This window comes from Blautia acetigignens (assembly GCF_025566865.1).
Taxonomy (GTDB): domain Bacteria; phylum Bacillota; class Clostridia; order Lachnospirales; family Lachnospiraceae; genus Blautia_A; species Blautia_A acetigignens.
Genome location: NZ_JAOQJM010000007.1, coordinates 165,119 through 183,281 on the forward strand (window position 1 = coordinate 165,119; position 18,163 = coordinate 183,281).

20 protein-coding genes, 1 tRNA gene and 1 pseudogene are annotated in these 18,163 nt (G+C 43.8%); 4 read left to right on the forward strand and 18 right to left on the reverse strand.

All coding sequences use genetic code 11. The features are described 5' to 3' along the window. Positions 1–7: 7 nt before the first annotated feature. Complete coding sequence (locus tag OCV70_RS10665) at positions 8–2,506, forward strand: GH39 family glycosyl hydrolase (RefSeq protein WP_173766189.1); 2,499 nt, start codon at positions 8–10, stop codon at positions 2,504–2,506. A gap of 194 nt (positions 2,507–2,700) precedes the next feature. Here the strand turns inward: OCV70_RS10665 and OCV70_RS10670 are convergent, their stop codons facing one another. The 3 genes and pseudogenes from OCV70_RS10670 to OCV70_RS20175 form a co-directional block, all read right to left on the reverse strand. Next, complete coding sequence (locus tag OCV70_RS10670; RefSeq protein WP_117852736.1) at positions 2,701–4,005, reverse strand: sensor histidine kinase; 1,305 nt, start codon at positions 4,003–4,005, stop codon at positions 2,701–2,703. 144 nt (positions 4,006–4,149) lie between these two features. Beyond that, complete coding sequence (locus OCV70_RS10675; protein ID WP_117852734.1) at positions 4,150–5,526, reverse strand: MATE family efflux transporter; 1,377 nt, start codon at positions 5,524–5,526, stop codon at positions 4,150–4,152. Between the two features lie 80 nt (positions 5,527–5,606). Then, positions 5,607–5,654 (reverse strand): annotated as a pseudogene (locus OCV70_RS20175) (DUF6783 domain-containing protein); the annotation flags it as partial. Positions 5,655–5,808: 154 nt separating this feature from the next. Between OCV70_RS20175 and OCV70_RS10680 the strand changes: the two are divergent. Continuing rightward, entirely contained in the window at positions 5,809–6,084 is a 276-nt protein-coding gene (locus OCV70_RS10680) for a hypothetical protein (RefSeq protein ID WP_117852731.1), read from the forward strand. 23 nt (positions 6,085–6,107) lie between these two features. Here OCV70_RS10680 and OCV70_RS10685 read toward each other — a convergent pair whose 3' ends face one another. Together OCV70_RS10685 and OCV70_RS10690 are read right to left on the reverse strand one after the other, a co-directional pair. Further along, the gene (locus tag OCV70_RS10685; RefSeq protein WP_117852728.1) at positions 6,108–6,548 is read right to left on the reverse strand and encodes an AraC family transcriptional regulator; all 441 of its coding nucleotides are present in this window, start codon (positions 6,546–6,548) and stop codon (positions 6,108–6,110) included. 151 nt (positions 6,549–6,699) lie between these two features. Beyond that, positions 6,700–8,175 carry a nicotinate phosphoribosyltransferase gene (locus OCV70_RS10690; RefSeq protein ID WP_173766191.1) on the reverse strand — a complete coding sequence of 492 codons (1,476 nt, stop codon included), beginning with the start codon at positions 8,173–8,175 and terminating at the stop codon, positions 6,700–6,702. A 232-nt stretch (positions 8,176–8,407) separates the two neighbouring features. On the opposite strand from OCV70_RS10690, the gene OCV70_RS10695 reads away from it, so the two are divergent. Then, positions 8,408–8,479, forward strand: a tRNA-Gln gene (locus OCV70_RS10695). A 237-nt stretch (positions 8,480–8,716) separates the two neighbouring features. Here the strand turns inward: OCV70_RS10695 and OCV70_RS10700 are convergent. The 7 genes from OCV70_RS10700 to OCV70_RS10725 all read right to left on the reverse strand — a co-directional run bounded on the left by OCV70_RS10700 (position 8,717) and on the right by OCV70_RS10725 (position 12,419). Next, positions 8,717–8,887: a hypothetical protein gene (locus tag OCV70_RS10700; protein ID WP_021926078.1), complete on the reverse strand. Its 171-nt coding sequence runs from the start codon at positions 8,885–8,887 to the stop codon at positions 8,717–8,719. Positions 8,888–9,169: 282 nt separating this feature from the next. Beyond that, positions 9,170–9,739, reverse strand: a complete 570-nt coding sequence (locus OCV70_RS10705; protein WP_317259462.1) for an aldo/keto reductase — start codon at positions 9,737–9,739, stop codon at positions 9,170–9,172. Positions 9,740–9,747: 8 nt separating this feature from the next. Next, on the reverse strand, positions 9,748–9,873 hold the full coding sequence (locus OCV70_RS19055) for a hypothetical protein (RefSeq protein ID WP_317259463.1): 126 nt from the start codon (positions 9,871–9,873) through the stop codon (positions 9,748–9,750). A 61-nt stretch (positions 9,874–9,934) separates the two neighbouring features. Next, positions 9,935–10,597, reverse strand: a complete 663-nt coding sequence (locus tag OCV70_RS10710; protein ID WP_173766193.1) for an aldo/keto reductase — start codon at positions 10,595–10,597, stop codon at positions 9,935–9,937. A 3-nt stretch (positions 10,598–10,600) separates the two neighbouring features. Next, a complete protein-coding gene (locus OCV70_RS10715) occupies positions 10,601–11,530 on the reverse strand; it encodes a glycoside hydrolase family 3 C-terminal domain-containing protein (protein WP_173766253.1) in 930 nt (309 codons plus the stop codon). Then, the gene (locus OCV70_RS10720; protein ID WP_021926075.1) at positions 11,458–11,730 is read right to left on the reverse strand and encodes a hypothetical protein; all 273 of its coding nucleotides are present in this window, start codon (positions 11,728–11,730) and stop codon (positions 11,458–11,460) included. The genes OCV70_RS10715 and OCV70_RS10720 overlap by 73 nt, the downstream gene beginning before the upstream one ends. Beyond that, on the reverse strand, positions 11,727–12,419 hold the full coding sequence (locus tag OCV70_RS10725; protein WP_021926074.1) for an alpha/beta hydrolase: 693 nt from the start codon (positions 12,417–12,419) through the stop codon (positions 11,727–11,729). The genes OCV70_RS10720 and OCV70_RS10725 overlap by 4 nt, the downstream gene beginning before the upstream one ends. A gap of 267 nt (positions 12,420–12,686) precedes the next feature. Here OCV70_RS10725 and OCV70_RS10730 point away from each other — a divergent pair, with 267 nt between their 5' ends. Continuing rightward, positions 12,687–13,151 (forward strand): DUF2798 domain-containing protein, encoded by a 465-nt coding sequence (locus OCV70_RS10730; RefSeq protein ID WP_173766195.1) that lies wholly within the window; start codon positions 12,687–12,689, stop codon positions 13,149–13,151. Between the two features lie 97 nt (positions 13,152–13,248). Here OCV70_RS10730 and OCV70_RS10735 read toward each other — a convergent pair whose 3' ends face one another. The 6 genes from OCV70_RS10735 to OCV70_RS10760 all read right to left on the reverse strand — a co-directional run bounded on the left by OCV70_RS10735 (position 13,249) and on the right by OCV70_RS10760 (position 18,158). Beyond that, entirely contained in the window at positions 13,249–13,692 is a 444-nt protein-coding gene (locus tag OCV70_RS10735) for a sensor histidine kinase (RefSeq protein WP_317259464.1), read from the reverse strand. 84 nt (positions 13,693–13,776) lie between these two features. Next, the gene (locus OCV70_RS10740; RefSeq protein WP_021926071.1) at positions 13,777–14,379 is read right to left on the reverse strand and encodes a thymidine kinase; all 603 of its coding nucleotides are present in this window, start codon (positions 14,377–14,379) and stop codon (positions 13,777–13,779) included. A gap of 135 nt (positions 14,380–14,514) precedes the next feature. Further along, positions 14,515–14,964 carry a GNAT family N-acetyltransferase gene (locus OCV70_RS10745; RefSeq protein WP_021926070.1) on the reverse strand — a complete coding sequence of 150 codons (450 nt, stop codon included), beginning with the start codon at positions 14,962–14,964 and terminating at the stop codon, positions 14,515–14,517. Between the two features lie 14 nt (positions 14,965–14,978). Further along, the gene (locus OCV70_RS10750; protein ID WP_186901808.1) at positions 14,979–16,124 is read right to left on the reverse strand and encodes an aldo/keto reductase; all 1,146 of its coding nucleotides are present in this window, start codon (positions 16,122–16,124) and stop codon (positions 14,979–14,981) included. A 36-nt stretch (positions 16,125–16,160) separates the two neighbouring features. Next, on the reverse strand, positions 16,161–17,120 hold the full coding sequence (locus tag OCV70_RS10755) for a ketopantoate reductase family protein (protein WP_186901807.1): 960 nt from the start codon (positions 17,118–17,120) through the stop codon (positions 16,161–16,163). Between the two features lie 270 nt (positions 17,121–17,390). Then, positions 17,391–18,158: a carboxymuconolactone decarboxylase family protein gene (locus OCV70_RS10760; protein WP_186901806.1), complete on the reverse strand. Its 768-nt coding sequence runs from the start codon at positions 18,156–18,158 to the stop codon at positions 17,391–17,393. Positions 18,159–18,163 lie beyond the last annotated feature (5 nt).

An 18,163-nucleotide genomic window follows, 5' to 3' on the forward strand; every position in this document is an offset into this window, starting at 1 on the left:
ATTCCCTATGTTAGACGAACGCCACGAAATAATTGAATTTGGCCCACACATTCCCCTGAAAATATTCATTCATAAGCTTGGCTCCGTTTCCAAGCACTGGCATTCCAGCCTGGAGCTGCTCATGGTACTGGAGGGAAACATTTCCATTACTGTAGATGGGGAAACCTGGCAGCTGAAAGACGAGGACGTAATTCTTATCAACTCCAACAGCATCCACGAAATTCATTCAGAAAACGGTGCTGTCATGATTGCAGTCCAGATTAAGCTTTCTTTGTTCAATCAGTTTCAAACTGATCTGACTTCTATTGTTTTTGACTGCAACAGTGCAACCACACCGGACTTCAAGAGGTATGCCAACATCCGCTTTGCTATTGCTTCTCTGATTCAGGCAAATTCCTATCATTCCGATGGAACGGACTACATGAACTATTCTCTCAGCTATTATCTGGTCTCCCAGTTACTGGAAAATTTTAAATCCAATGCTTCGGAGACTTTACAGAAACAGCAAAAATACATGGAGCGTCTTACCCGAATCATCAATTTCATAAATGAGCATTATGCGGAAAATTTTTCCCTCAGTGACCTTGCCGCCATGGAAAATCTGTCTGTACCTTACCTTTCTCAGTTTTTTGACAAATATATGGGAGTAAAATTTATCCAGTACTACACTGGCATTAAACTGGAACATGCAGTAAGTGATCTGATTTCCACTAAGGATTCTATTGAAACGATTGCTATGCGAAATGGTTTCACAGAATCCCACGCTTTTATCCGCGCGTTCAAAAAACAGTATCAGATGCTTCCAAGTGCTTTTCGCAAGCAACAGGCCCAGAATCCTACACTTACAGCCCACGCAAATGATATTAATTATCTGCTTCTTGAGCCAAGCAATTACCTGCAGGCACTCACCAAGTACCTTTCCACCAACGACCTTTCTGCTCACTCCATGCCGTCCGCGGTACACAAGGAACTGGTCGTATCAGACATTCCGGTAACCGAAACACTTACACCCCTTCGGCATACCTTCAAAACTTTCACAAGTGTAGGCCGCGCTGCCGAGCTTTTGGACCGGAATATTCAGGAAATGCTTATTGATCTACAGAAAAATGTGGGATTCCGTTATATAAAATTTCATGGGATTCTTTCTGATGACATGATGGTGGTCAGCCGCATCGGGCAGGAGCTTCGTTTTACCTATACTTTGGTAGACCAAGTTCTGGATTTTCTTTTGTCTATTCAGTTGAAACCCCTGATCCAGCTTTCTTTTATGCCAAAAGAATTAGCGGAAAATCCAGATAAAACGGTATGCTATTGTCCTTTTATTACCAGTCCGCCTGCTGATATGAAAGAATGGAACTTTTTAATTGAGGACTTTACCAGGCACCTGATTGAACGCTACGGACTTGATGAGGTGAAGCAATGGCCTTTTACTGTATGGAACGAACCGGTTACTTCCAAAAAGATGTTTGGCTTCGGAGATGATGCACTGTTTTTCCGCTTTTATAAACATACTTATGACACTGTGAAATCAGTTTGCCAGGATATTCAATTTGGAAGTCCTTCCATGCTGTATATTGAAAACCTTGGAAACGCGGACTGGATTTATCGTTTTGTAGGGTGGTGCCAGGAAAACAATTGTCTTCCGGATTTTATGAATATTCACTATTATGCAGATATTATTCTGCCAACATCCGGGGATGATTTTTTTCTTAACAAAGCAACCGCATCCTGTTTTCCCCAAATAACCGACGATTTCAGTCTTTTCATAGGCGGTGTCAAAAAAATATTTAAGACTCTCGGACTTCAGGATAAGCCGGTATACATGACTGAATGGAATTTCACCATGTCACACCGCAACCTGATCAGCGATACCAGTTTCAAAACCTGTTATATTATGAAAAATCTTCTGAAAAACTATGACAGACTGGATTCCTTTTGTTACTGGAGCCTTACGGACCTGATCCGGGAAAATCCGCTTCCGCCTAATCAATTCCATGGCGGACTTGGAATCTATACAAGCAGCGGACTGCGCAAGGGTGTATTTTATGTTTTTTATTTTGCCAATATGCTTGGAGATGAATTGATTGCTTCCGGAGATGGGTATTTCATCACACGAAAAGGCGACAGCTACCAGATTATCACTTATCATTACATCCACTATGGTGATCTTTTTGCTGCCGGAGAATTGTTCGATATTACAGAAACCAACCGTTATACCGCTTTTGATACAACGAAAAGCTTCGATATTTCTTTGCAGTTAACGGAGGTTGCCAACGGAAATTACAATGTGAAAGAGTATTTTGTAAACCGCCATCATGGAAATGCTTACGATATCTGGCTGGAGATGGGCGCTATTCCGCTTTCGCCCAAAGATACGGATCTATTCCGCGGATTATGTGTCCCAGGATTCCACCAGAGCAGGCTCTACGCAGAAAAACACGCGCTTACATATACTGCAGAGCTGGAACCTTTTGAAATTCGATTTGCGGAAATAAGTCCTTTGTAAAAAGATTTCGTTTTATCAAAATATATTGCGCTATTTAGAAATGTTTTATATCGTTATAGCATCAATCTTTCTGTATGTCGAATGGTATTTCGATATACAGAAAGACTTTTGCATTGTTTTACGTTTTTCAGAATTAATTTTATATCATGTCGTTCGTTTTATCGAATCATCTTTCGTTTTATAGAATATGTTCGCTACATATTTTTCAGCAGAAAACTGGCCTGGAACCGGTTTCCGTCGGCCTCAAACTTACAGGTGCCGCCGTTTTTCCCGCACAGCTTTTTGATGGAAAGGATTCCGATTCCTTCCTCTCCTTTTTCCCGCTTTTTGGAATAAATCTTATCTTTCTCCTGGAGTAAAATTCCGTCAAAGGAATTGTCTACTGTAATCAGCAGCATGTCGTGCTTTTTCTCTGAAAAAACTTCGATATAGCGTTCCCCCTCATATGACCCGGCTGCGGTTACTGCGTTGTCCAGTGCATTTCCCAGAATGGTGCAAAAATCTGTGTCCGGGATTGAGAGGTCTTTCAGATGACAGCACACGGAAAAGTCAATGTTTTTCGCCTTGGCAAGACAGCCGTAATGGTAGAGGACACCGTCTGCCGCAGCATTTCCCGTGTATGGAATATCCACTTTTCCCATTTGTTCCAGTTCCAGATTGTCACAGTAATCCCGCAGGCCCTGAAGGTCGTCAGCGTCAAGAAGTCCCTTGATTGCCGCCACCTGGTGGCGGAAATTGTGGCGTGCTTCCCTTTCTGCAAGAACCTGCCCGGTAAGTGCCTGGTAGTAACCTTTCTGCTGGTCGATCTGTTGATTCATCTTTTCCTCATTGCGGAAGCGCTGGTGATCGCGGGCAATGGCGATGCAAAGCAGTATGGTCGCCGCACCAATCAGACACTTGCTCAGCATCTGTCCAAAGGTGCTGGTATAAACGTCTGCGCTATCCGAAAAAATGCTTGCGAAAAACAAGGCAATGGGAATAAACCAGATAGAATCCCAATAGTTCTTGCAGTCGATTTCCAGGAATGGGGTAACGGTATACCTCATCAAACGTCTAAGCAATGGATACAAAACGGCATAGATGATAATCGCAATCACACTGGTCTGGGCAATCCCTGCTGCATCTCCCTGCATTCCAAGATGGGAGCTGATATACGCTCCAACGGCCAGTGTAATCATAACAATATCCGCCACAATTCCAAAGACAAATAAATGCACTTTGGTGTATCCGCGGACGATCTGCACATTTACCACTGCCATAACAATGCAGAAGACAATCAGATTCACCTTATAAAAAGGCACATCAATTACCTGATTGATTCCCATCCACATGCAGATCCCGAAATCCACAGCCAGACCAGCCAGATAAATTGCAGTTAAACGGCACTTGTCTTTAGCCGAAATTTTTTCATAAAATGGGACTATTCGCAGGAGCAGACTGGGGACGTGGGCAAAGATGCAAAGCAAGCTTACGACACCAATCATGAGTGTATTTTCCATATCAATATTTCTCCCTTTTTCGATCCTGTGCTTGAAATCTTTCGCAGCTATTCAGCCGCACTATTGCGCAAATCATTTTTTTGTAAACATAGTTCACAGAACGCCCAAGATGTACAGCGCGGATTTTCAGGCAGACCTTAACTATTAATTTCTTGTCGGTTGGTTTTCCATCCGCTTCAGCTCTGGCAGAATCGTTGCCAGCATGGTAACAAAACACAGCCCTCCGCCAATCACATTTGACACTGGCTCCGCCAGAAATACTCCATGTGTTCCCATGTGAAACACATAGGGAAACAGATAAGTAAGCGGCACCACGATCACAACTTTCCTCAGCAGGGAAAAGAAAATTGCCTGTTTTTTCTTATTCAGGGACTTGAAAACAGTCTGTCCAATGTACTGCAGATCCATGAAAATAAAAGCGGCAAAATAAGTTTTCAGCGCCGGAACCGCATCCTTCACAAGGAGCTTATCCGAACTGAATACTGCAATCAGATAATCCGGTGCAAAAATAATCACGCTCCACATTACAGCCGTGTAAACCAGAATCATCATAGCCATTGTCACCATAGCTTTGCGCACAAGTGCAGGACGATGAGCTCCATAATTATAGCTTAGAATCGGGGAAGTGCCCTCATTGATAGCATAAATAGGCGTCTCCACCATCTGCCGCACACTTGACACAATGGTCATAACCGATATGTACACATCCCCGCCAGTCACGCCAAGCACATTATTGCAGCAAATCGTTACCAGACTGTTGGTCAGCTGCATAATAAAGCCCGCCGTTCCAAGGCTTACAATATTTTTCGCGTATTCCACACAGCTGTGCAGTTCCTTTTTCTGTAAAAGCCGCGCCTTCATCTCCGCCTTTCGCTCCAGGAAAAGAAGCACATATGCTGCGGACAAAAACTGGGAAAGCACCGTTGCAATTGCCGCACCTTTGATTCCAAGTCCAAACACAAAAATAAACAGCGGATCCAGAATCAGATTGGCCACAGCTCCAATTGCAACAGACAGCATTCCCGTAGTGGCGTATCCCTGCGCATTGATAAACGGGTTCATTCCCGTGGCAATCATAGACGGCACCGTTCCGATCAGGTAAATCATCATATACGGGTACGCATGCACCAGCGCCTCCTCGGACGCCCCGAACATCACCAGCAACGGTCTTGCAAACAGAAGGCCAATCACCATCAGCACCACACCGCTTGCGCAGACCATAGTAAAGGAAGTGTTCATGACCATCTGCGCCTTTTGGTTCTCTTTCATTCCTCTGTTAATGGAAAATAAAGGCGCGCCGCCGCTTCCAAACAGATTGGCAAACGCCGTAATAATCATAATCAGCGGAAAGCAAAGTCCCACCGCTCCCAGCGCCGTCGTTCCCACTTCCGGAATCCTCGCAATATAAATACGATCCACAATGTTATACAAAAGGCTCAAAATCTGTGCCACCAGCATAGGAATCGCCGCACTGAAAATATTTCTGGTCACAGTACCGTTTTCAAAATCAATACGTTTCATATTACATCACAGCTTTCTATTATTACTTTTTATATAAGATAATTTTGCACATTGCAGTTAGAATTGTCAAGTAAGGATGTTCACGTTCTAGAGCCTGTTTGAAAAATCATTCCTGCAATCTGCACGCCCTAGCATTTCAAAGCTTCTCCAATATTACTGTCCGGTCATTTTTCTTTAGTCCGGATTTTACTACTTCAAGTCCATATATAGATTTTCTAATCTGATATTTTCGCGTATTATTAAATCAAAGATAAGAATTCATAAATGAAAGGAGTCCTGATTATGCTACAGTATAACATTCATTTAAGAACCGTAAATGACTTTAGAAACTATGCAAATATGATCGTCCGTTTCAATATTGCCGGATTTGTAAGAGTAAGAAAGGAAGAAATCAACATGTACGATATCCTGGAAATCATGTCCCAGGGGCCAGTGGATTCCATGATTCTGAACCTGACAAAATATACTCCGGCTCAGATTCCGGAACTTGAGCATTATATGGAGGAAGCCAATTTTTTTAATGACTTAAATACAGAGGATGTCAGTAACATTGCCTGATTCTCCACCACTTAGACCAAATTTTACAATCCGCTCCGGTACTGCACAGGCGTAACTCCGGTATGCTGACGAAATATCTTTCCGAAATAACTCAGTGAGCTGAATCCGCACATTTCACTGATTTCCGTAATTGTACGGGTGGTTGAGGTCAGCATCTCCTTAATCCGCGCAGAATCTTCTCTGTGGGAAGAAGGTTCGATCTGCACCGCAGTTATTTTATCAAGCAGCCTGCACCAGAATTCTTCCAGCTGGGTGCGCACCCGAATTTCATAGTACTGCGGTTCCTGAGATGACAGACGGATCATTTCTTCAATATACACAAATGCCGGATCTGATGCTGGAATTTCCACTCCGGAAATCTCTGAATTCAGCACCGGGGCAACATACTTCCGGAAAATTTCTCCATTGTACTGCCCGGCAAGCAGCACAGGCTCGAAAAGAAGCGCATAAATCCTGCACTTCACAGGATTTTCCGGCTGATAGGCATGAAATTTCCATTTTTATTACATCCACATAAAACAACATTACCCTCCACCACAAACGATAGAGGGTATGTCATATTTTTACATTCTGTTAGATTCACTGGCTTTTTTTCCCGAAGGCCCAGTCTCAAATTTACTCTTCCTCGAACTCCAGATCCTTGCGGCTCATTTCCTCGATCAGCTCTCTCTTCACCTCGAAAAGCTTCGCGGAAAGATCCACATAAACCTTCTGCGGATTGGAGAATCGTCTGGACTCATCCCAGAGTGTACTCTGCTCCTTCTGGCAAATAGCGCGCAGTTCCATGACAGACGGGGAAGTGTAGACGCGTTTGCCCTCTTTGATAACTGGTACCAGAAGCTCACGAACTTCATAAGTTCCGCCAAGAATTTTGGTCTTCTTCCAGGTGTCAACCGGGTCAAATACAACCATCGTCTCATCCGGATTGATCTTCTCATCTGCAAGACAAATCAGATCGGCCTTAATCTTGCCTGTGGATTTGCTGTAAATACGGTATACGGTCTTATTGCCAGGATTGGTTACTTTCGCAGTGTTCTCGGAAAGCTTAATCTTCGGCACAAACTCACCTGTCGTCGGGTCTTTCACTGCTGCCAGCTTATAAACACCACCAAATGCCGGGTTGTCATTGGAGGTGATCAGACGTGTTCCAACGCCCCAGGAATTAATCCTGGCATCCTGTGCTTTCAGGCTCTCAATCAGGTACTCGTCCAGATCACTGGACGCGGAAATGGTGGCATCATCAAATCCGGCTGCAGACAGCATCTTATAAGCTTCCTTGGAAAGATAAGCAAGGTCACCGCTGTCGATACGGATTCCATATTTTTTCAGCTGAATGCCTTCCTCCCGCATTTCCTCAAATACACGGATTGCGTTTGGAACGCCGGATTTCAGCACGTCATAGGTGTCTACCAGAAGGATGCAGGCATCCGGATACATTCTTGCATAAGTCTTAAATGCGGTGTACTCATCCGGGAAGCTCATAATCCAGGAATGTGCATGGGTTCCCAGTACCGGCACGTCAAACATCTGTCCGGTCAGCACGCAGGAGGTTCCGATACATCCGCCGATCACCGCTGCTCTTGCACCGAAAATACCAGCGTCCGGTCCCTGGGCACGGCGAAGTCCAAATTCCATAATTCCGTCTCCCTTAGCAGCATAGCAAACACGGGCTGCTTTGGTAGCAATCAGGCTCTGATGGTTCATGATATTCAAAATAGCAGTCTCTACAAGCTGTGCCTCCATAATAGGCGCAACCACCTTCACCATAGGCTCTCTCGGGAAAATAACGGTACCTTCCGGGATTGCATAAATATCACCTGTAAAATGGAAAGCGCGAAGATATTCCAGAAAATCTTCTTCAAATATGGAAAGACTGCGCAGATATTCGATATCCTCATCTGTAAATCTCAGATTCTCAATATACTCAATCACCTGCTCCAGTCCGGCACAAATGGCAAAACCGCCTCCGCATGGATTATCACGGTAAAACATGTCGAAAACGACAGTCTGGTCAGTTGGGTTTTTAAAATACCCCTGCATCATGGTAAGCTCATAAAGATCCGTGAGCAGAGTCAGGTTATTTGCTCTCATGTTTATTCTCCTCATCAATAGGACCTGTCAGTCAGGTAATTATTTTGCTTGATTATATCATATTTCCCCTGAAATTCACAGGGCAAAGCAGTATTTTTTCCCGTAAAATCAAGGCTTCCAGTGAATTGAATAAATTTTTTTAAAAATTTTGAAAAAAGGGGTTGACTTTTATATATACGTTGATATATAATACAACATGTCGCAAGCGAGAAAACAACTTGCTAAAGCACATAGGGCTATCGCCAAATGGTAAGGCAACGGACTCTGACTCCGTCATTTCAAGGTTCGAATCCTTGTAGCCCTGCTAAATGAAGCACCTCAGATGAGGTGCTTTTTTCATGTTATGAAAGTCCCGGAAGCCGCATATTTACTGGCTTTGCGGGACTTTTAAAATATTTCTAAGAATCTTTTCTCAGGACTCTGGCAGACAATTTTCCCCTTATTTTCCTTACTGATTTTTACTGCATTTTTGGTGGTTTTCAGATGCGATAGGTCAATCTTAGGTCAATTTAAAATGACGATTCCTCCGAATTCCGATTGTCTATTTCTTCTTTTTTATCATCTTCTTTTTCATCGCATTATATTCAACCTGAACCCATGCGATCTCAGCAAATAATACGATCATAAGAATACCCACCTGCAGCACAACGCCATCCAACTTTTCAATAAAATATGCAAAAACTGATAGCGTAATAAAAAGTGCACAACCCATTCCTCCAAACACTCCATATCAAGGTTTTGAAGAGCCTTTCTGTAACAGTCAAAGGATTCCGGATGCTTTTCTTCCATCCACTTTAATGTCTTTTTCGGGCCAAAATAGGGATGATGCATGATATCGAAAAAAATCTCCAGGCTATCGATCAGCACCCAATGCCAGCGAAACAGTCCTTCACAATCCCCTCGTTTTGCACGCTCAAACATTGATTCCATTTCCGGCACCATAAAAGTCCCGGAAGGGGCATACCTGCTTTCCGAGACTTTTAAAATTTTTTGTTTACTCCTCCGCCATTGCGTACTGCACAATCATGGGATCATCATATTCCGCCCACATGGATTTGTTCTCGTCCAACATTTTGAGTTGCTCCATTTCGTTGTCGGTCAATTTAAAATCAAAAATATCCATATTTTGCTTCATGCGTTCCTTATGCACACTCTTAGGAATTACAACAATTCCACGCTGAATGTGCTGCCGAAGAGCAACCTGTGCTGGTGTTTTCCCATGTGCATCTGCAATTTGCTTTACAACGGGATTTTCGAGGACTTCTTTCAAACGGTGCTGGGCAAGCGGTCCCCACGCCTCGTGCTGGATGTTGTACTTCACCATCCACTCGTGCAGATTATACTGCTGCCAAAATAAATGCGTTTCCACTTGATTAACCGCAGGCGCAATCCGATTAAAAGTTGCAATATCTGCCATACGTTCTGCACTAAAATTAGAAACACCGATAGTCCTGATCTTGCCCTCATCATACAAACTTTCCAGTGCATGATATGCTCCATAATAATCCGACAGGCATTGATGAATCAACACAAGATCAAGATAATCCGTTTTCAGCTTTCTCAAAGATTCTTCTACAGACGATACCCACACTCTATTGCATCATAGACACACTGCGCCGTATGCTCTGCCGGAATTTCAAATACTCCGAATCCAATTATGGGCATTTCCACACCATTATTTAATTTTACATATTCCATATTTTTTATTCTTTCGTCAATATTATTTACAAAAAGGCTTTTTTACAAGGGCAAAACAGCTTTACCAGTTCTTTTTTTCTTTACTGCTGTCATGCTGTGATTTGCGTTTCTCAACCATTTTTACAAACCATTCCACCATTGCCGCCGGGTCCTGATGTGAGAAAAATGCACTCGTAGACGTATCCAATTGTGAAATCTGGCTCATATCATTCTCATCAAGCCTAAAGTCAAATACATTAAGGTTCTCAATCATACGTTCTTTATGTACTGACTTTGGAATTACGATCACCCCTCTTTGAATATGCCAGCGGAGCATTACCTGAGCTGTTGATTTTCCATATTTCTGTCCGATTGCTTTCAGGACTTCGTTCTCAAAAAGTCCGTTTCTTCCTTCGCCAAATGGTGCCCACGCTTCCAGTCGGATATCATATTTGTCAGCCCATTCTTTTAATGTTTTCTGCTGGTTGAGAGGGTGCGTTTCCATCTGATTCACCATTGGCTTAATACTTGTAAAGTTTGCAAATTCTACCATGCGGTCTGCATAATGATTGGAAATGCCGATTGCCCTAAGTTTCCCTTCCCTGTACAGCTCTTCCAAAGCACGCCATGCACCGTAAGTATCACCAAAAGGCTGATGCAGCAACATCAGATCCAGATAATCGGTACGCAGTTTTTCCATATCTTCCACATCAAATTCTAATGTTAAAGTCTGGATATCACCCATTTCCTATTCAAATGTAGTATAACTTAATCCATAACCAAACGGATAAAGAACCGTGTCATCGTAATCAATCAGGTTCTCCTGATCTGCTGTTTCATAAAAACGATAGCCTACATAGATACTCTCAGAATAATTAACGAAAGATACAATTCCATCAGCTCTTTCCCAGGCCTCTTTTGCTGCATCTGATACATCCTGAGTGTTTGTGTATGCAAAATGTCCGATGTTATTAAAATATGGTGCCTGATGAAGATCCCTCAACCAGGTATCTGTAGTTTTTCCGGAAGAATTTACATTACCGGCAATAATATTTCCAAGAGCATTAAATCCCGTTGCGCCTGCTCTGGCACAAAGAAGAACACTCTTTATCTGCTTATAGTCTTCTGTCCATCCTAATTCAAGCGGATTTGCGCCATTGTAGATAATAATAATATCATCAAATTCGCTGCATACCATATCTACAAGATCTTTTTCTGTCTGGCTGAGTTCCAGATAAGACTGTCCAGCCTGAAAGTCATCATACTCTGAAGAATTATTGGTATAAGAACCTTTCATATATTTTGTACCAATATCCATTGTTGAACCATCCATGATCGGTCCCATATCTGTTGGAAGGTCGGCACCTTCACCACCGGTACGTGATATTACAATTGCTGCTTTGTCTGAAAACTCTTTTGCATTTTCCATAATCTCATCAGAGTAATCTGCTGCCGGAACTTCCGGAAGAGTCCAGTCCTGACTGTCATTAATACTAATGATTGGACGATCTGCCCTGTACTTTACATACATATCTGATAATTCTTCATTTGTTTCAAATCCAGCATTGTTCAGTCCCTGAAGAATTCCTACCGCTGTTGCTGTATCTACAGTTCCGGATCCTGTTCCGCCAAAAATCGGTCTTCTGTTTGAAGTACCAGTTCTTTTTCTACCTTCAATTTTGCAAAACGAATAGCCTTTTCAAGTTTATTCAAAAACACAATGTCCAAATCACCTTTATAATCCTCAACAAAGTTTAATCCATTATGAAACTCCTGTATACTGAATTTGGTATTGTGTTCTTCTTCATACTGCAGCAAAAAAGTGCGCATTTTCATTAAATGCTCGCATTCATCATCCACTAAACCAATATAAATCATCTTCTCAGCCTTCCCTTTACTACTTTCCCGGTTCTCTTTTCCATCACCCACGCAAACGCCTTCGCTGTCCTCACATCTGGTTCCTGAAAATGATTTCCCTGGTTCCATTCCAGGGTACAATTTATACCCTGCTCCGACATCCAGGAGCAGGCATCTCTGATACATGCCCCCACCTGCGCCATAACTGGATTTCTGGTCTTTTCCTCTCTATCGCCAAGGCTTAAATAAACAGTTCCGGTTTTCATCCTGTGCTCTCTCATATAAGCTGAAAAGCCCGGGAACCACACAGACGGAGAAGCTGCCGCAACACCGGAAAATCGATCCGTCTGGTACGCTGCCCACAGCGCAAACAGGCCAGCCAGAGAATATCCCCCAATATAATACGTCTTGCCCGGATCTGTACACAGTGCGAGAATCTTTTCCAAGGTTTCGGCCGCACCGCCGCCAAAATCTTCATTTTTAAACACTGCCGGGGCTTTCCACGGCGAAAGTTCATCATTCCAGTTCTCTACTTTTGCCGCAATAAACCGGAAATCCAGTTCTCCTGATGAAGCCCGTTTCCGGATTTCCTTGACCTCATTCTCAAGCACCGCCAGTTCATGCTCTCCCGTAAGCTGGATCAAAACAACATCCGCCTCCGGGTTTCCATATTCATACGTTGTTATCATACGCTGCTGTCCATTCTCCATATCACACCACGCCCGTCAGATTTGTCAAAAAAAAACATGCATATATTTTTTACCAGTATACCATATTTTTTGCCATCGAAAAGCAAATTTCTTTCTTGACTCCAATTTCATTTTCCATTAAAATAAAGAAGATAAATCAAATAAAAAAGACGCGAATAAGACAATAAATGTCGCCTATCCACTGTCGGACGGATGGGTACATTTGTTGTCTTTTTTTGTTGTCGGAGAGGAGAAAGTTTATGAAAAAAATGAATGGAGGAAAGCACGATGCCTAAGACAAAAGGAGAGTCAATATTTTTTACAGCTATTACAGCATGGATGATGGTCTATGTCATGACCTTGTATAACACAGTAATTGCCATGGGAAGCTTCACAAATGCCGCCTTTCTCATCGCACTGAAAGGAATGTGGATCGAGTACATCATCATCGCACTGCTAGCCTATTTCGTATCCGGCCATCTTGCAAAAATGTGCGCTTTCAGAGTAGTTCAGCCTGGTGACAGACCTATTTTTATTATTTTCTCGATCCAGATCTTCACCGTCATCTGGCAGGTTCTGTTTGCAAGCGTGCTTGGTGTATACCATGGTTATGGCTTCACCAGCAATTTCCTGCCTGACTATCTTACAACCTATTGCAGCAACTTCGTTATGGCACTGCCGCTGCAGCTTATTATCGTAGGACCGCTTGCAAGACTGATTTTCAGAACCATATTTAGACGCGCCAAAAATTAAGTTTATTGTAAGGCAGTTTCAGGTGGATTTTAATTCGAAAGAAGAACGCCAGCCCGATTTTCATTCAGGCTGACGTTCCAGTCATTATTTGATCACCTTATAAATCATATCCATCAGGATCAGATCGTACTGTCCCGGGGCTGCCTTTTCCTTCCTCACTTTTCACAGTGATGGTACCGCCCATCATATCCACAATGTTCTTGGTAATTGCCATACCGAGCCCAGTTCCCTGGATTCCGCTGACGGTAGAAGTCTCTTCTCTTGAAAAGGATTCAAAAATATGTTCCTGAAACTCAGGCTTCATGCCGATTCCGGTATCACGAATAATGAACTGGTAGCTTCCATATCCGGTAGGCGCAGATTTCAGCTGTTTTACCCGGATGCCGATGATGCCTCCAATTTTGTTGAATTTAATACCATTGCTCAGAATATTCAGCAGCACCTGTGTCAGTCTCAGTTTATCCGCAATAATGTCTTCATCTCTTACATCCACGGTATCAATAAGAAAATCCAGCTGTCTGGAAGCAATATTGGGCTGCACAATAGTTCGGATGTCATGCGACATATTGTTCAGGAAAGTCTAAATATATCGTCAACAAAAAGCCGCTGAATTTCAGTCCAATTTTTATTCATCGGGCCATAATTTTCCCTCTTTATAATGCTTTCTGCAAAGAGCTACGTAGCTCTCATTGGAGCCAAGGAAAATTTGGGCGCCTTCCCGTACAATTTTTCCGTTTGCGTATCTAGTGTTGCACTGAGCGCGCTTGCCGCACCAACAGACAGTGGGGACTTCCTCGATCACATCTGCGATTTCCATCAGCCGCCTGGAGCCTGGGAAAAGATGGTTCAGGAAATCGGTCCGCAGGCCGTAGCAGATTACCGGAATGTTGTAGAAGTCTACAAGGTCAGACAGGATATCCACTTCCTCCGGGGAAAGGAACTGTGCCTCGTCTACCAGAACTGCGTCTACTTTTTTCCCATGATACAAATATTCTGTGCTGTTTGCATTCCAGATTTGGGAAATCTCTTTTAAAAATTCATCTACATAATCCGCAGGCGCAGATAATCCCATACGGGACTGGATCTCGCGCTCTCCGTCACGATTGTCCGTCCGCGGCTTCAGCAGTACCGCATATTGTCCACGCTCCTCATAATTATAGCGAACCATCAAAATATTAGCAGATTTCGAACTGCCCATTGCTCCATAACGGAAATATAATTTTGCCATTTTTATAACCTCGTCGTGTTTTCTCTTTCATGATTATACATGATTGCAGAATAAACCACAAATAAAAAGCCGCCTTTCGGCAGCTTTTTATACGTTTTTAAGCGCAAATTTATGATAACCATTCAGGTATATTTGTCAATTTCCATGCCGCTTCATGTACAGGAGCGGATATGGATTTCCTTCTTCATCGTGATCGGTTCTTTTGTATGTTTCAAAGCCCAAATGTCTGTAGAATCCAACAGCCCCGGGGTTCTGTTCATTTACGGTTAATTCCTGTACATCATAATTTGCAGTTCCGTATTGAAGCAGTTGCCTTCCCAGGCCCTTTCCCCTTACTTCCGGGGAAAGAAACAGCATCTCCAGCCGTTTCTTTTCTACTCCCATAAACCCTGCCGTTTCACCCGATTCCTCCCGGGCAACGATCAGATGTTCCACCCCGCTTAACGCCTGGGGAACATACGTCTTAATTTTATTTACCTCTTCCTCCGAAAGGAAAAGATGGGTCTCCCGAACCGAAGCCTCCCAAACCTTCAAAAGCTCCGCCAGAATCTGCGGATCCCGTTCCTGAATTTCATATATTTTCATATCTTTCCCCGTCTTTAGCACCCAAATAATTTCACTGTTTTTTCCATTCGCTCTGCAATAGGAACGCCAAATGGGCAGCGTGCTTCGCAGGCATGACAGCCAATGCACTCGGATGCTTTGTGTTCCAGCAGTTCGTAATGGGACTGTACCGTTGCAGGCACCTTAGGCTGCATGGTTGCCAGGTCATAGAATTTGTTGATCATCGCAATATCCAGATTGGAGACACAGGGTTTGCAATGGCCGCAGTAGGTGCATTCACCGCTGTAGGAATGGAACGGCGCATTCGCGATCACAGATGCATAGTCTTTTTCCTCTTCTGAAGCATCTTCATATGCTGCGGCTGCATCAACCTGCTCTTTCGTATCGTAGCCGCACATAATGGAACAGACTGCGGGTCTGGTCAGCGCATAGTGGATACACTGCACAGGTGTCAGACTTACACCAAATGGGGAACGTTTTTCATCAAACAGTCTGCCGCCTGCAAAGCCCTTCATTACCGTAATTCCTACGTCATTCTGCTCACAGACCTTATATAACCGTGCGCGGTCTCCATCAATTCCTTTCAAACCGGCGTCAAACTCCTCCGCAAACATAGTGTCAATATTTTCACTTGCCGGAAGCATGTCAAAAGCTGGATTAATGCTGAAAAGAATCATTTCCACATATCCGGATTCTGCTGCTTTAATGGCAACCTTCGGGTTGTGGGAGCTGATGCCGATATGACGGATTACGCCGCTGTTTTTTAATTCCATTACATAATCCAGATAGTCAGAGTGCTGGATTTGTTCCCACTCTTCCTCAGAATCTACATAGTGAATCATTCCCAGGTCAATATAGTCTGTCTGCAGTCTTTTCAGCAAATCCTCAAATGCAGGGCGCACATATTTCATATCCCTTGTGCGGAAATACTGCTCATCCTTCCATGTGGAACCAATGTGTCCCTGAATAAACCAGTTGCTGCGGTTTTCCTTAATTCCTTTTCCAATAATATCTCTGGATTTCGGGTCCGCCATCCAGCAGTCCAGAATATTGATTCCAAGAGATGACGCATAGTGGATCAGCTCAATTCCTTCTTCCTCCGGGTGCCGCTCCAGCCACTCCCCGCCGAATCCAATTTCGCTCACCATAAGCCCAGTTTTTCCCAATCTTCGTGTTTTCATTGTATTTCCTCCTCATCCTTGTTTTATTGGCACCCATTATTTCGACCAGGTGCTCTCTTCTGTTTTGCCTTCATAATCAAAAAGTCCGTCGTTTTTCTCTTCCAGAGCTTTAATCATGTGGTAGGTGTATTCGTTGTATGGGGTTGGAATGCCACTTTCTTTTCCCATGCGGATCAAAGCGCCGGAGAACATGTCGATCTCGGTGTGACGTCCTGCGTCCAGGTCCTGAAGTGTGGAATAGCGGGCAAATGGGGGAACTGCACTGCCATGGCTGGAAGACGCTGCTGCCTTGCTGATATCAATTCCTTTCGCAGCCGCAACAGCCTCAAGCTCCTGCCGCAGCCCTTCACTGATCGCCTTCATGTGAATGCTGTCCCTGTAGCAGCCAACTCCCGCGCCCAGAATTGCCTGGGGCAGATTGTTGCACACATTCAACCGGAATTTACTCCACATCTCTTCCCGGATATAGTCTGTATGGCGGAAATGAATCCCCGTATCTGCAAAAAGCTCCTCGATCGCACGCACCCTTTCACTTTCATAAGGTGCTTCCAGTTCCCCGAAAATAATTCCGATGGTAGTCTCCGGGTCAAAACAATATCCATCTTCTTCCTTATGAGATGCCACCTTGATCAGAGAATACATGATATTAGCCTTGGGAATCACAGTAGAAATCATTTCTTCGCTGTCCACACCGTTCATAAGACTCATCACAATGGTATTCTCACCCACAGCTTCCCGTATACTCTCCAGTGCTCCCGGCAAAGCTCCGTATTTCAAAGAAACAACCAGCAGATCTACTCCATAAGCTTCCTGCGGTGTCCACACATGAGGATGGTAAACGGTATGATTAATCGTGCATCCCTTTTCCTTCAGGCGCTTCGCCCTCTCCCCTTCTGCCACAACACCAAGTTCAATATTTTTCACCCCGGAAAGTCCCCAGATCACATAAGAACCTACGGCTCCTGCTCCAAGAACTGCCACTGATTTTATTTCCATAATTTTGTCACTCCTGTTTTTCCATATGTCAGTTTCAGCCAAACGATTATTCTACCACTCAACTGCTTTACCCAATATAACGGGTTCTGATTTCCAGCTTATTGTTCATCTGTAACTGCATTGTAGCATATGCCTGTGGGTTCGTAAACTGCGTATAATCCCAATGCCTGCACCTTTTTGCAATCGCTAATTCAAAACTTCCATCGCAAAAAGCCGCCGCATTGCTCTCTCAAACCAACGCGGCGGTCTGTTATTGCCTATATGTTATTCTTATTTCAATTTGCTGTAAACTTCATTTGTCACCGGCTCACACCACTCATTAGAGCCTTCCTCGCCCGGTACTTCAATTGCCAGATGGCTGAACCAGCTGTCCGGTGCAGCACCGTGCCAGTGTTTTACTTCTGCCGGGATGTTAATGCAGTCACCAGGTTTCATCTCGATGGGATCCTTGCCCTCTTCCTGGTAGTAGCCCCGTCCTGCGACACAGACCAGAATCTGTCCGCCGCCGCTCTTTGCGTGATGGATGTGCCAGTTATTGCGGCATCCAGGCTCGAAGGTTACATTAAAGATTCCAACCTGGCTGGTAGATACCGGTGCCAGATAACTCTTTCCAATGAAATACTGTGCAAAAGCATCATTCGGCTGTCCGATCGGGAATACCATTTCTTTGGCATGAGCTCTCATTGCCTCATCTTCATAGGGAAGATCACCCTCATTTACAGCCCACACTTCTTTTGCCAGATTAAATACAGCCCAGCCTTTTGGCCAGCCAGCATAAAATGCCACATGTGTGATGATCGCAGCGATTTCCTTCTGGGTTACGCCGTGATCCTTGGCATTCTGCAGATGGAATTTCAGGGAAGAGTCTATGATTCCCTGCGCCATCAGCGCAACGACTGTAATAATGCTTCTTGTTTTTACATCAATGTCATTGTTGTTCCAGTTCTCACCAAAAAGAACATCATCATTAAAATGTGCAAACTCCGGAGCAAATTCTCCAAGAGCATTTCTTCCTGCTGTCTGTGTAATTTTTGCCATTATTT